We start from the raw sequence: 13,173 nt of genomic DNA on the forward strand, positions 1-13,173 counted from the left end.
GTGCCGCCAGCGAGCAGCAACGCGGCACCGGCGGCGCCGGCGATCAGCCCTTTCACTCTGCGGGCTCGAGTTACTTCTGTTCTCATTGGTTTTCCTTTCGGGGGGCGCGCGGCTCAAGAGCCGCGCTGTGGAACCACGACTGGGCTAGTCGCGGCTGGAAAAAGCGGTTGGGAACCACCGCCGGGGTTGGCCCGGCCTGGCGGCCGAGTCGGGGGACCCTGGCCACCGGCGGGGCGGCGGGTTCCCGGGAGCGGCCGGCCCCAAGGCCTCCGCTCCCACGTCTTTGGGCCGTCAGCTGCGTCATCATGGTTTGTCCCACCTCGAAACCTGGGGATGGAAACTGACGATTAGCTGATCGACGGCATCGGTGCTGTAAAGCAGGTCAACCGACCACGTGTCGTTTAGCTGGTCTGGCCCGCGCGGACCCACCGGCGTGTCGACGGTGGTTGAGGCTAGGTTTTCGTAGCTGCCGGACGTGCCCGGGTAGGTCAGCTTGAGGCACCACTCTTGCTCCACCGCGACCTGGTCCCCGTAATCAGCCCCGTTGGCTGTTTTGCTGACGGGGATGGTGGCGGTGGGGTCGGCGGGGTCATACACCGCCCTGACCGGGTTGTCGCTGAGGTCGGGGGCGTTGGCGGCAGTGCACTCTTCGCTGCCTGTCAACAGCGCCAACACGGCGGTCGCGCCGCTGGTCACCCCGCTCAGGGAATTGCCGTCAGAATCGGTCCAGTCCAGTTGTCCCACGTAATACAGCCTCGAGTTGCCGCGCGCCAGCGATGTCACCGTGTACGGGATGTACAAAGTGTTCGGGCTGCTCAAGGTCGGGTTGTTCGACTGCAGCGCGACCGCGTCAGCCTCCAGCAGTTGCGCGCTGACCCCCCTGCCGTTCGCGGTGCTCTTGGCCAGTTTGGCGTCACCCGACCAGGCCGGGTCCCACTCGGTGTATCCGTCTGTGCAGGAGGCCCTCCTGTTCAGGTCGCAGGTGCTCTTCAGCGCCCTGGCGGTGGGATCCGTCAAATCCATCCGGTCTGCAGCGAACCCAACCACGCCGTAATTCACCGTGATTTGCGCTTCGACCTGCTGCGACCAGAGCGCGTTGGCCGCCGGCAGTCCAAGGGCCAGGCCCGCAGCCGCGGCCGCCAGGACCAAGACTTGCCGCCTGCCTGGCCGCCTGCGTCGAATCCCGGCGCCGTGTCTAGCGGGCGCCCCCGGAGCCGGGCGCTCGCCGCGCGAAGAGGTCGGCGGCCGCCGCCACAGGATCGTCATGGCGCGCTCACCCCGAACTTTTCGCCCGCGCGGATCTGGTCCAGCGTGATGGTGAGGTCGGGAAACACGTAATTGCCGCCCGGAGAGTCAATGACCGGGGAGACGCGCGGGTCGACACCCACATACGGGTAAGGCGCCGTGGCGTCCGAACTGTCTTTGGCTTCCAAAGTCAGCCCAATCTGGAAATCGAGTTGGCCGTCAGTGTGAATGCCGGGATTGAGCACCACGCCGTTCGGTCCTCCCCACAGGCTGAGTTGGGTGGCGTTCGTCGCGGTCACGATTTCTGCGTCGGTGCCCACGGGTATGGGTGTCGAACCGCCCAGCAGCACTTTCCACGCTGGCGGGGAGGCACCCGCCTCAAAGCCGGAGACCGTATAGGTGCCAATGCCCCAGCCTGAGGCGTTGGTTCCCCACCCGATCTGGAGCCTCGCGGCAATGTTGTCCCCTTCAAGCCTGGTGCTGAACGCGCCAGTGATTTTGATCACATCGCCGGGCATCGCCACAAACTTGCTCAGCGGCAGCGATCCATCGGAGCATGTGGTCCCGCTTGCGGGCTCTGGGGTCAAGCACTTGCCATGCTGGCCGCTGGGAATGGTTCCCCCGGGGAGCGGCTCTCCCACCGAGTTCACCTGCTGCCATTCCCAGGCGGAGGAGGTGATTTCGAGGTCTCCGGCAATGATCTTCTGCCCGGTCACGCTGTCCGAATCGTGCCACAGCGCGTAAGTCCCAGCGCCGCCGCTGAGCAAACCCCAGAGCGGCAGCGACACCGCCAGGGTTAGGGCACCAGCCCCCGCCGCCCAAATGGTGTTGCGTCCGCCGGGGAGCCGCTCCATCCGCCCGTGCGCCCGCGCCGCGTGCCGAGGCGGTTCAATCGCACGATGCCGTGGCGCCAGCCTCCCCACCACGCCCGCCCGCGCAAGGCGGCCAGCCCGCCGCGCCCACGCCCGGCTCAGCTTGGCCGAGACGGTGTCCCGCGCTGGGGACCCGTGAGCGTACCGCCGCAGAAGCCCCATCACTGCACCGTCCCCGACATGACGCAGTGAAGCTGGTGCTGGTTCTGGATCACGGACCCCGTTGGTTCTTCGGGGTAAATCTTGTAGTCGGTCGTCACCGCCGCGGTACGGCCGCTTGGGGCGAGTTGGTTCTCAGCCGGCAGGATCCGGACCTTGGCGGCACACGTGTCGTTGAGTTCCGCGTCAAAGACCTCGATTGGCTGAGCACCGGTAGGCCCGTTTCGCAAAGTGCCGAAATACGCAACATTGGTGACCGTGTAGATCCAGTACACCGTTGTGCCCGCGTCGAGCTGCGCCACGGGATTCGGCTTTGGCGGCACTTCCCAACAACTTTGGTCGTCCGGATCCTCGGCGCGGTTGAGCAAATCCGCTGGATCGGTCGACCCGTCGCTCAAGGTGGCGGGGACGGTCCCGTCCTCGCACGCAAAGGCGCGTTTCGAGAACTCGGCCATCGGCTGCTCAATATCCGACTGGTCCAACTCGTCTTTCTCGAAAGGTTGCGGCGGATAATTCCACCCGTCCGGCACACCATTGCTGGCTCCGTATCCGTTTTGCACTGGGTGGCTCATGGCGTCCGCGCTCCACCAGTATGCTTCGCAATAGGCTGCGGCCACGCGAGCCCACCGTCCAGCGTTGGTGCTGCGTCCGTCCGTAATCACCCATCTGTCATACTCGCCGCGGAGTTGGAATTGTTGAAAGTAGGGGGCTGTGGCGAGGGCATCCGTGTACCACAAGGCCACTGTGTTCGTGTCGTAATACAGAATCCGCCGCCAAAGGGTTGACACAGACGCCTGCTGCGCGACGGGTGTGCAGCTTTCCCATCCGATGCCCGCGGCCGCGCCGCCCGTGGCCCCCACGCCAAGCCAAACAGCGCCTTCCACCAGGCTGGCGGCAGCCAGTGAGACATGCCCGTCTTCCCGATAGACCTCGTCAATTGAGAACGTTATCTCCAAATCCACGCCCTCCGGGATGATCACGGTGAAAAGCAGGAAGAGAGGGTTCGCAGGGTCCTGCTCAACCATGCTGCCGTTCGAGTAGGCGGTGGGGTAGAAGGGCACTGGCAAGCCTGCGCTGGTTTGAATAGTGACGCTTGCTTTGGCCGCGTAAACGCCGGCTTGGAACCGCAACGTGCGGTCACCCCCACCTATGGGAGCTCCGTTGGCGGTCAGTTTGAATCCCCCGGGATCGCTCCCGGTGATTGGCGCCGAACCTGCGGGAGGTATGCCCTGCTGAAACGATGCGGGCAGATAGAAGGCACCGGCTGCGTACGTCTCCTTGCCGACGGTGTCCCACGCAACGGTCTCGGTAGACGTGGGCTCGGAATGGCCGGGCGGGGTCCTGTTGCCGTCCCCGGTGATCCAGTCTCCGACGGCCGTGTCAGGCCACTCGAAGTTCAAGGGTCCGTTCGGCACCAAGTAGACGCCTGTGTAATCACGGTAGTTGCCAGAGCCGTCGTAGCCCTTCACCGTGGCGAGGTTTTCCCAATCCAATTGCCGCGTCAACAGGTTGGCGACCGATTCACGTGTCTCGACAATGCCACCAACGTAATCCTGCAAGCCAGGGCAGAAATCGAACACTGTGGACGAGGCCTTCTCTACGGCGTCGATGGGGAAGCGCGGATTCGCGCACGGACGACCGGTGATATGGAACCAATCGACACCAAACAGCGCCTGTCCATCCAGCGCCTCGGCCCCCGCCGCCCCTTTCTGCGCTGCCGGAACCTCTTGCGCATTGACGACTATTCCCAGGTAGGGGTTTGTGCCAATGCCAACGTCTGGGGCCGGCGTGTTGGCCTGCGAAATGCCTGGAGGCGTCGCAAGGACAGCCAGCAGTGCCAGGCCTGCTAATGCAGCCAGCGCGGCGGTGGTTCTAGACCTCACAGTTAGTTTGCCTCCAATCTGTGGGGATCTTGGGGAAGAGGCTTCGGCGCGGGGCGGGCACCTCGCGCTGTCGGATTCAGTTGGGGCGACGAGTCCGCAGGCGGGCGAACCGCTGCCGGGCCCAGATCCTGTGGGGCCGGGTAACAAACTCCCGACCGGCCACAGCCCACGGTTCTTCGCTTTGAGCGAGCCAATCTGTGTTTGAGACTATCGCACCCGATCCTTACGATTCGCCCGATTAGGGAAGAATACTAGCCAAAATACTCAACGCTGGAAATCATTGCGCCGAACCCGAGGCTTCGCCTGGCAGAAAACCTCCCGCGTTGCGCCGGCCGTCACGCCACAGGCGGCGCACCGCCCGCCTCGTCAACGTGGTGCCGACTGATCGACCGCCCATGGTCTTCTGCGCCGAGCCGCCACCCCCGCCTCCTCCTGGCGAACGGCCGGCCGCTCGGACTGGCAGTCCGTCGGCGTTTCGCCCAGCCCTCCGATGCCGTGCCCTCACCCTACGCTGTCAGACCCGTTTGGCAGACTTGCTTTTGGCCGCCAGTCGGGCGGCGGCCCGGCCCCGGTGCCGGCCGCCTCCAGGCGAACCGGCGGATGATCCGCAGTCTCCCGAACCTGGTTCGGCCCGCAGCGAGAGACGGCGCGCCTGGTACCGGTCCCAACTCCGGAATCTTCGCAATTTGTTGCAAACAAATGTTTGCCATAACAGACTGTACTGAGTACACTTGAAGTATGAGGAACGTCCCCAATCCGGTCGGCCGCGACGACGCGTCGGGTGGGTTTGGCGCGAACCCAGAGGGCTTTCCCGCCGGGGGCGCGCCGGGCGATTGGGCCGCACCTGGCGTGGATATGCCCGGTGTTGGCGCCACGGGATCCGCTGCGGACGACGCGGCCGAGAACGGCGGCACGGCATCGGGGCGCGCCGCCACGGAGGCGGGTGGCTGGGCCGCGCCGGGCGTGAACATGCCCGGCCTTGGTGCTCCCATATCTGACGCGGGGGATTGCGTCGGTGACGGAGGCACGGCATCGAGCGGCTCGGTCCCAGAGGCGGGTGGCTGGGCCGCGCCGGGCGTGGGTATGCCCAGCGCCGGCGACCAAGGATCGACACCGGGCGTTGCTGTCGGGGACGGGGGCACGGCATCGGGTGACGCCATTCCGGACACTGGTGGTTGGGCGGCTCCCGGCTTGGGCGCGCCGATCGGCGAACCGGTTGAACGTTTGTTAAGCCCGCGGGTGCGGCAACTGGCTGGCTTGGTGGACGGGTTGAGCGTGGACGAACTGGTGGCTGTCCAAGGCTGGGTGTTAGACCGGCTGGCCGAGCGGATCACCGATCAGGGAGTGATGGGGTCGTTCGGCCGGATGGAACTGCTGGAGTTCGCCTCGGCGCTGTTGACCGCTGCGGGTCGGTCGGAGATCATGACGGGCCGGTTGGCTCACCTGGCCGACCGGCATCGAAAACTGTCCGGCGGGGTGGGTTCAACCACTTGGTTGTCCAGGAAGAACCGGTTGACCCAAGGCCAAGCCGCGAAGATCGTCTTGCGGGCCAAAGACACCACCCAGATGCCTCTGCTGGACCAGGCAGGTTTGACTGGCGACGCCAATCCCCACCAAGTGTCCGCGGCGGCACAGGCGCTGAAGCAGCTGCCCCAGGATGTGCTGACCAGCGCTCAGGTCTCACAAGCGGAGGAGTTGCTGGTTTCGTTTGCCAAGACAATCGACTCCGCCGGGCTGGCCAAAGCCGGGCGGGTGTTGCTGGAGCACGTCGCCCCCGAATTGGCGCAACAACGTGACGAAGAACGCGCGGAACGCGAATACCGCCAAGCCCACCGCAACCGGGCGTTATGGTGGGTCGACCGGGCCGACGGTTCAACCCTCCTGCAAGCCACCATGCCCACCATTGACGCCGAACCCCTCAAACGGCTGATCGACGCCTACGCCGAACAACAACGCCGCACCACCCAGCACAACCGCAAAGCCGACCACGCCACCGACCACAAAGCCGACCGCAAGACCGAGGCGCTGGCAGCGGCCGTGCGGCGGATGGACGGGTTGCTGGCGGTCTTCGCGGAAGCCAACCGCCACGGGGTGGCCCCGAAACTGGGTGGCGACAGGCCCCGCGTGCAAGTCGTCATCACCTACCAGCAACTCTTGGACAAAGCCCGCTCCGCCAAGCTGTTCGGACCGCGCGGACCAGGCCAGTCCATACCAGCCGGGAAGCTCAGGACCATGCTGTGTGACGCCGACCTGATCCCAACCGTTCTCGGTTCCAAATCCGAAATCCTTGAGGTGGGCCGGGAACACCGCTTGGTCACCGGGCCGATCCGGGCAGCCCTGGAACTCAGAGACCAAGGCTGCACCTTCCCATCCTGCGACCGCCCCGTCGGATCGACCGAAGCCCACCACATCAAACCGTGGTACGACGGCGGACCCACCGACCTGGGAAACCTCACCCTCTTATGCCCCCACCATCACGCGCTGGTCGAACCGCCCAGGAACGGACCCCCGGACTGGGAAGTCCGCATCCGGCCCGAAGACCAGATCCCCGAGTACACGCCACCCGCAACCCTGGACCCCCGACAACGCCCCATCCTCCACCAGCGCTTCACCCTCCAGGGAGCCAAACCCAGTCCAGTCGAACCCACCGCGGTCAAACCGGCTGCGGGCAAACCCAGCCCGCTCAACGGCGAAGCTCCGGCACCCAACGATGGCGACAACCGCCCCGACTCGTGCTGAGCCGACAAGCGGCGACAGGGGCGACAGCGGCGACAATGGCATTCTCCTGACCTTCACAGCTAGTCGCCAGCGGCGGCAACAGGGCGACAAGAGGGGAGACTCCAACGACCGACGCAGGCGCACGAACTGCGCCGATCCCCTGGATCTCGGTCCTCAGGCGAAGCCCGGCGGCTCACAGCAGGAGGACGTGAGAAGCCACCAGGAGGATGACTTCGGGAGAAACGCTTCAGGAGGAGGAACTGGTCTCCAAACGCAGGACGCCGTAGGTCCAGCCGTGGCGGTGATAGAGGACCGACGGCAAGCCGGATTCAGAGTCGACGAACAAGAAGAACGGGTGGCCCACCAGCTCCATCTCGTAGATCGCCTCCTCCACGTTCATGGGCTTGGCCTGATGGACTTTCTCGCGGATGACCACCGGGGAGTCCGCCAAGGTCGACTCCTTGACCGGCGGGGTGGCGGGCTTCTTGGCGGGCTGATCGTCCTCGTCAACCACCTCGGCCACAGCCACCGGCGCCGGCTTGGGCGGCGCCAAATCGGCCGGGGCGTCGGTCGGCCCCGGATCGCGGGCGAAAAGCGACTGGTCAAAGCTCTGCGCCTGACGGCGCGTCATCTTGTGCTTCGACTTGCGGCGGTCCTTGGCCCGGCGCTCCTGCTGCATCAACTTGCCCATGGCCACGTCAAAAGCGGAGAACATGTCCGCCGCCGAGGCCTCCGCCCGGATCACCGGGCCCTTGCCGCGGACGGTGATCTCCACCGTCTCAGCGGTCTCAGCCTGGCGCGGATTGTTCTCGTGGACAACTTCGACCTGCACCAACTGCGCCTGGGAATCGTACTGGGCGACTTTGGTCAGCTTTCCAGTGGCGAACTCGCGGAAACGATCGGGTATTTCAACATGACGGCCGGCTACGACAATCTCCATTTTCCTTGGCCTTCCAATTGGTGTGCGGGGTGGCGGAACCACCCTCGGGTGATGGGCTGAACAGCGTTTGAATGCTGCCGGGGAAGAAACGACCTCCTTAGCGGTTCGGGTTCAGGCCCGCCACTGGGAACACCCCGAGGTAGACCGGAACGGCCACTGCGGCCCAGTTGGGACCGCTTGTTCTTCTACCTACGTTAGCTCATTCGCCTGGGGTCTTAGCGGTACGCCACGGGGTTGCCTGCCACCCGGTCGGTTCTTTCGGACTGACCCGGCAAACCCGACCCATCAGCCGAGACGCGCGGGCTCCGCCACTGCCGCCGCGCCGGGCGGTGGTACCTCCGGGCGGCGGTACCGCCGGGCAGTGCCGCGCCGGGCGGATGCCGCGCCGATTCGGGGTCGCGTCCGCCGAGGGGTGGCCCGGGCCGGGTCGCGCCGGGCGAGGGCCGCGTCCAACGCACCCATCTGAACGGGGCCCACGACCGGCGGTCTGCGCAGCCTTGAACCCGCGCCGACCTTCCAGAAATAGGTACCGTCCCCATTTCCGTCCGAACCGGGCCCGCGACCGGCGGTCAGCGCAGCCTCGAACGCGCGCCCCGTGAATCGGCCGGGCTGACCGCGAGCACCACGGCGCCCAGGGTTTGGCCGCCCGCACGGGCAAGCGCCCGCTCGGCGTCAAGCAGCGTGGCCCCGGTGGTGAGCACGTCGTCAACCAAGAGACACGGCGCCGCCGGCACCCGCTTGACCAGGGTGGTTCCTTCCCGGCCGGAGGCGCGCTCGCGCAAAGACCGGCCAGCCTGCTCGCGGCTGAGGGTCCGCCGCCGCAGCACGTCAGCGCAGCCGGCCTCAAGGCCCGCCCCCGCCAAGGCCTCTGCCGCCGCGAGCGCCAGTTGGGCGGTCCCGCCGGACGGCCGCGCGAGGCGGCGCACCACCCTGGAGGGCACCGGCACCACCGTCACCGCCGGGGCGACCCGTGCCAGAACCCGAGCTGCGGCCTCGGCGGTGCGGGCGATCGCCCGCCGCAGCTCCAGCTCCAGTTCTCCCCTGCCATGGCGTTTCCAGGCGACGATGGCGTGCCGCACCTCGCCGGAGTACCAGGCCGCCGACCACACGGGCAGCGCCGGGCCGCCGTTCGCCGGGACCAGGCGGGGCGCCCCCGCCTCCCGACGTTCGACTGGGCCCAACAGGGCGAGGCGGCAACGCGGGCAAAGCGGGCCCGCCAACTCCCGCCCGCAGCCGGCGCAAGCGGCGGGCCAGACCAGGTCCGCCGCCGCTTTGAGGGCCTTCACGGCGCCAGCGCCACCGCGCTGGCCCCAGAAGCCAGGGGCTCCCAGATCCGGCGCTGCGGCGAATACGCGAACAACCCGCCCGAACGCCCCGAGACGTACAGCTCAGTCGGCCCGCGCCCCGCCGCCAGGGCGACCGGCGGATCGGTCGAAGACTTCAGATAGGTGATGTCTCCCCCCACGGTGAATACCGCCGGCACCAGTTCCTCCGGAACCACCGGAGCGGTCAAGAAGGCCAGCGACACGTCGTCAGCCCAGGTCAAAGACTGCACGCCGGTGGCGAACGAGGCCACCGTCAACGGCCCGGTCAAACGCCAAGGCACCGCCCGCTCCTGCCGGACAATGCCGCTGATCCGCACTTCGATCCGGTCCCCTACCGCCACGGCCAGCGCCAACCGGGCGCCGTCGCGCGCCGGCGCCAAAGCCACCACCCGAAGGCCGTCCAGCCAAGGCGCCCCCAAGCGGAACGGTTCCCCCTCGGCGCTAAAGGCCACCACAGCATCGGCGGCGGCGGCCCAAATCCAGCCCAAACGGTCGAACACGGGCGGGGCGGTGAACTGCCCCACGCTCTCAGGCGGGGCCAAAGCGCGCGGCGGCTCGCCGATCCTGTCGATCAGGTCTATCCGCCCCTCGACCAGGCCGGCCATCCGGCCGAGCGAGTGATCGACGGTCAGCGACTCCCACCCGGCCGCCGCCTCGGTTCCCTCGATCAGGTTCGCCTGTCGGTCGTGGTACCGCCAAACGCCCGCCTCGCCCAGGTAGAACGGGCCCTCCACGCCGACCGGGTTGATCTCCAGGCCGGCCGCCTGACCCACGTCCAAACGCACCGACTCGACCTGCAGTTCGACCGAATCGACCGTCGGGAGGGCCGTCAACGAAGATTTGAGACAAGCCAACACCGTGGCGCGGGCCGTTTCCGAAGCCCGCGAAATGGCGCTCGACAGGTTCACCACCGCCACCCGGTTGGTCACTTTGACCGTCTCCGTCATCAAGCGCGTGCCGGACGGCACCACCGCGCTGACCGCGCCCGTCAAATACGGCGGCGGCCCGTTCAGGAACTCCTTGACCGCCGCCGTGGCCGCCCTGGCGCGGGTGAACATGCGCTGGTCAGGCACCAAAAACTGGCCATCGGCCGAAGGGAAGTAGATCCTGGTCGCCACATAGTCGCCCCAGAACACGTCCGCCGGGATGACAATCCCGTCCGGCAGGTCCGAAATCCGCCACTGCGAATCCTCGTCCTGGCTCAACGACAGGGTTTCGCTCCACGCCTCCGGTTCCCGCATGGTGTAGCGGCCCGACTCGTCGACCACGCCCACCTCCTTGACGGTCAAAGCCACCCGCCCCAACTGGGTGCCCGTCTCCGCCAGCACCGGCTCGGCGCCCGACTGGTAGACCCGCACCGAGGCGAACGGGTTCCACACCGCCGCCGCCTCAGCCGTCAGATAGGAGCGGGCGACCTTGAAATCGTCCGAGCTCCCCGCCAGCATCGCCTGCAGAAAACCCTGGACAATCTGGTCGAGGTTCGCGTCCTTCACAGGCGGCGCCGCCAACCCCTGGACGTACAGCTCTTCCCGCCCCTCGTCCGGCTGGCCCTGCTGGACCGGCCCCGACTGGGGCAGCGTGGCGCAGCCCGCCGCCATCGCGGTGACAACCAGGAGCACGATGCCGACCGGCCGCCTCCCAGCCTTCCCCGACCGCCGCTCTGGGTTCATTGGGCAACCTCCTGGATTGACGGCGCCGGACCCAACTCCAGCGGCGGTTCGCCGACCTGGCCCCCCGCCCTGCGCGGGACCACCAGCCGGAAGACCGCGCCGACCCCCTGCCTGCCCCACACGTCCAAGTTGCCGCCGTGCAGGTTGGTGTCCTCCAACGCGATCGCCAGGCCGAGCCCCGTTCCCCCGGTGGTGCGGGCGCGCGCCGGGTCGGCCCGCCAAAACCGGTCGAAGACCCGCTCCAACTGCTCTTCGCTGAGACCCACCCCGTCGTCCGCCACGACAATGGCGATCGCCTGGTCGCTCATGGCGAGCTCCACCAAGACCCGGCTCGAGGCGTGCTCAATCGCGTTGACCACCAAGTTCCTGATGATCCGGGAGATCCGTTTCGAGTCCACTTCGGCCTGGGCCGGGCTGTTCGGCATGCGGCTGGTGACGGCGATGCGGTGGTCCGCCGCGAGCGGCGCCACCGCGTCCAGCTCCCAGCCGACCAGCGCTCTGAGATCCACCCGTTCCGTGTCAAGCTGCGCGGCGCCCGCGTCGAAGCGGGAAATCTCCAGCAAATCGGACAGCAGCGCGTCAAAACGGTCCAGTTGGTTGGCCAGCAACTCCGCCGACCGCGCCACGTCCGGCGGGAACCGGTCCCGCGCCGCGTAGATCAGGTCGCCCGCCATGCGGATCGTCGCCAGCGGGGTGCGCAACTCGTGCGAGACATCAGACACGAAGCGCCGCTGCAGCTTGGACAGATCCTCCAGTTGGCCGATGTGCCGTTGGATGGCCGCCGCCATCTCGTTGAAGGATGCCGCCAGAGTCGCCATCTCGTTGTGGCCTTTGACCGGAATGCGCTCCCCCAGCGCCCCGTCCGCGAGTTTCGCCGCCACCTGCGCCGCTTGGCGCACCGGGCGGACCGCCTGAAGGGTGGCGATCCAAGTCACCAGGACCACGATCACGACCACCGCGACCGCCGAACCCGCCAGGACCTGCGCGATCAAGCTCATCGTGGCTTGCTCCGGCCCCAAGTCGTAGACCATTACCAGCACGTAGGTGGTCGCCATCAACGTGACCGCCTGGGCCACCGCCACCCCCGGATTGGTCGGCTGGCCGGGCTCTGTCGGCAACGGGACCGACTGCCAGACCTGCTGCCCGCCGGACCGGGCGGCATCGCGCAACGCGTCCGAGGCGACGTCCCAAAGCTGGGGGTCCGTGAAGATGGCTGAAATGGCGCCGGCGCCGGGGTCATCCGGCGGCAGAAGCGAAACGGCCCGGGCCGAGGAGCCGACCGAGGAAATCTGGCCGATCGTGTCGCGGGCCATGGTCTCCGCCGTGATGGGCGAGGCGGCGGTCGAGGCGTCAAAGATGTCTTGGGCGGTCGCGGCCAGGCGCTGCGCCTCCCGCAGCACGTCGTTCACTCTGGCGTTGAAGATGCCGGACCTGACCTGCCCGGTCAGCGCGATCCCGACCGCCGTCAACGCGACCGAGGACACCACGATGACCGTCACCATGACCCTGGCCTGGAGCGAACGCCGCACCAGCCCGATCAGGCCCCGCTTAGCCCTGTCGGGCTGGGTCATTGCGGGCTGCCCGCCCTGTAGCCCACGCCGCGAACCGTCAACACCACTTTGGGGTTCTCCGGGTCGCTCTCAACCTTGGTCCGCAAACGCTGGACGTGGACGTTGACCAGTCGCGTGTCGGCGGCCTCTTTGTAACCCCAAACGCGCTCCAGCAGCATTTCGCGGGTGAAGACCTGCCACGGCTTTGAGGCGAGAGTCTCCAGGATGTCGAATTCGAGCGGCGTTAGCGAGATCAGTCGGCCCGCCTTGCGGACCTCGTGCCCCGGCACGTTGATCTCAATGTCGCCGACCCGCAGGCGCTCCCCGTCCTCCGGCTCGCGGGTCGGACTGCGTCTGAGCCTCGCTTTGACTCGGGCGACCAGCTCGGCCGGCTTGAACGGTTTGAGGATGTAGTCGTCAGCCCCGACCTCCAGGCCCTCGACAATGTCCTTGGTGTCCGATTTCGCCGTCACCATGATGACCGGCACGCCCGATTCTTTGCGCAGTTCCCGGCAGACTTCGATCCCGTCCATCCCCGGCAGCATCAAGTCCAGCAGCACCAGGTCCGGCCTGGTTTGCCTGATCAGCGTCAACGCCTGGGTGCCATCAGTGCAGTAATCGGGGAGATAACCCTCCGACGTGAGCACAATTCCGATCATCTCCGCCAACGCGACATCGTCGTCCACAACCATGATTCGGCCCGTCATCTTCCTATCGTGCCAGAGCCTGGCCACGCGAGCACGCTTTCCATGCTATGACGGCCCGCACTATCCGTGCCGAGGCCCGTCCGGGCGCCGACGGGCAGAGTTGC

9 protein-coding genes are annotated in these 13,173 nt (G+C 67.1%); 1 reads left to right on the forward strand and 8 read right to left on the reverse strand.

Annotated elements, in window-relative coordinates:
- Positions 1–303: 303 nt before the first annotated feature.
- The 3 genes from LBC97_04545 to LBC97_04555 form a co-directional block, all read right to left on the reverse strand.
- Complete coding sequence (locus LBC97_04545; GenBank protein MDR2565321.1) at positions 304–1,149, reverse strand: hypothetical protein; 846 nt, start codon at positions 1,147–1,149, stop codon at positions 304–306.
- Positions 1,150–1,262: 113 nt separating this feature from the next.
- Positions 1,263–2,099, reverse strand: a complete 837-nt coding sequence (locus LBC97_04550; protein MDR2565322.1) for a SipW-dependent-type signal peptide-containing protein — start codon at positions 2,097–2,099, stop codon at positions 1,263–1,265.
- A 179-nt stretch (positions 2,100–2,278) separates the two neighbouring features.
- The gene (locus LBC97_04555) at positions 2,279–4,159 is read right to left on the reverse strand and encodes a hypothetical protein (protein MDR2565323.1); all 1,881 of its coding nucleotides are present in this window, start codon (positions 4,157–4,159) and stop codon (positions 2,279–2,281) included.
- A gap of 738 nt (positions 4,160–4,897) precedes the next feature.
- On the opposite strand from LBC97_04555, the gene LBC97_04560 reads away from it, so the two are divergent.
- Positions 4,898–6,898: a DUF222 domain-containing protein gene (locus LBC97_04560; protein MDR2565324.1), complete on the forward strand. Its 2,001-nt coding sequence runs from the start codon at positions 4,898–4,900 to the stop codon at positions 6,896–6,898.
- A 226-nt stretch (positions 6,899–7,124) separates the two neighbouring features.
- Here LBC97_04560 and raiA read toward each other — a convergent pair whose 3' ends face one another.
- From raiA to LBC97_04585, 5 genes are all read right to left on the reverse strand, one after another.
- Positions 7,125–7,817, reverse strand: a complete 693-nt coding sequence (raiA, locus tag LBC97_04565; GenBank protein ID MDR2565325.1) for a ribosome-associated translation inhibitor RaiA — start codon at positions 7,815–7,817, stop codon at positions 7,125–7,127.
- Positions 7,818–8,386: 569 nt separating this feature from the next.
- A complete protein-coding gene (locus tag LBC97_04570; protein MDR2565326.1) occupies positions 8,387–9,103 on the reverse strand; it encodes a hypothetical protein in 717 nt (238 codons plus the stop codon).
- Positions 9,100–10,812 carry an LpqB family beta-propeller domain-containing protein gene (locus tag LBC97_04575; protein ID MDR2565327.1) on the reverse strand — a complete coding sequence of 571 codons (1,713 nt, stop codon included), beginning with the start codon at positions 10,810–10,812 and terminating at the stop codon, positions 9,100–9,102. The genes LBC97_04570 and LBC97_04575 overlap by 4 nt, the downstream gene beginning before the upstream one ends.
- Positions 10,809–12,383: a HAMP domain-containing histidine kinase gene (locus LBC97_04580; protein ID MDR2565328.1), complete on the reverse strand. Its 1,575-nt coding sequence runs from the start codon at positions 12,381–12,383 to the stop codon at positions 10,809–10,811. Before LBC97_04580 ends, LBC97_04575 begins: the two co-directional genes overlap by 4 nt.
- Entirely contained in the window at positions 12,380–13,069 is a 690-nt protein-coding gene (locus tag LBC97_04585; GenBank protein ID MDR2565329.1) for a response regulator transcription factor, read from the reverse strand. The genes LBC97_04580 and LBC97_04585 overlap by 4 nt, the downstream gene beginning before the upstream one ends.
- Between the last annotated feature and the right edge of the window lie 104 nt (positions 13,070–13,173).

Source organism: Bifidobacteriaceae bacterium, from assembly GCA_031281585.1.
In the GTDB taxonomy this organism is placed as follows: Bacteria; Actinomycetota; Actinomycetes; order Actinomycetales; family WQXJ01; genus JAIRTF01.

Coding starts and splice junctions, on each gene's coding strand:
- LBC97_04550 (MDR2565322.1), bottom strand. CDS start 2,099: ATGGAGCGGCTCCCCGGCGGACGCAACACCATTTGGGCGGCGGGGGCT.
- LBC97_04560 (MDR2565324.1), top strand. CDS start 4,898: ATGAGGAACGTCCCCAATCCGGTCGGCCGCGACGACGCGTCGGGTGGG.
- raiA (MDR2565325.1), bottom strand. CDS start 7,817: ATGGAGATTGTCGTAGCCGGCCGTCATGTTGAAATACCCGATCGTTTC.
- LBC97_04575 (MDR2565327.1), bottom strand. CDS start 10,812: ATGAACCCAGAGCGGCGGTCGGGGAAGGCTGGGAGGCGGCCGGTCGGC.
- LBC97_04580 (MDR2565328.1), bottom strand. CDS start 12,383: ATGACCCAGCCCGACAGGGCTAAGCGGGGCCTGATCGGGCTGGTGCGG.
- LBC97_04585 (MDR2565329.1), bottom strand. CDS start 13,069: ATGACGGGCCGAATCATGGTTGTGGACGACGATGTCGCGTTGGCGGAG.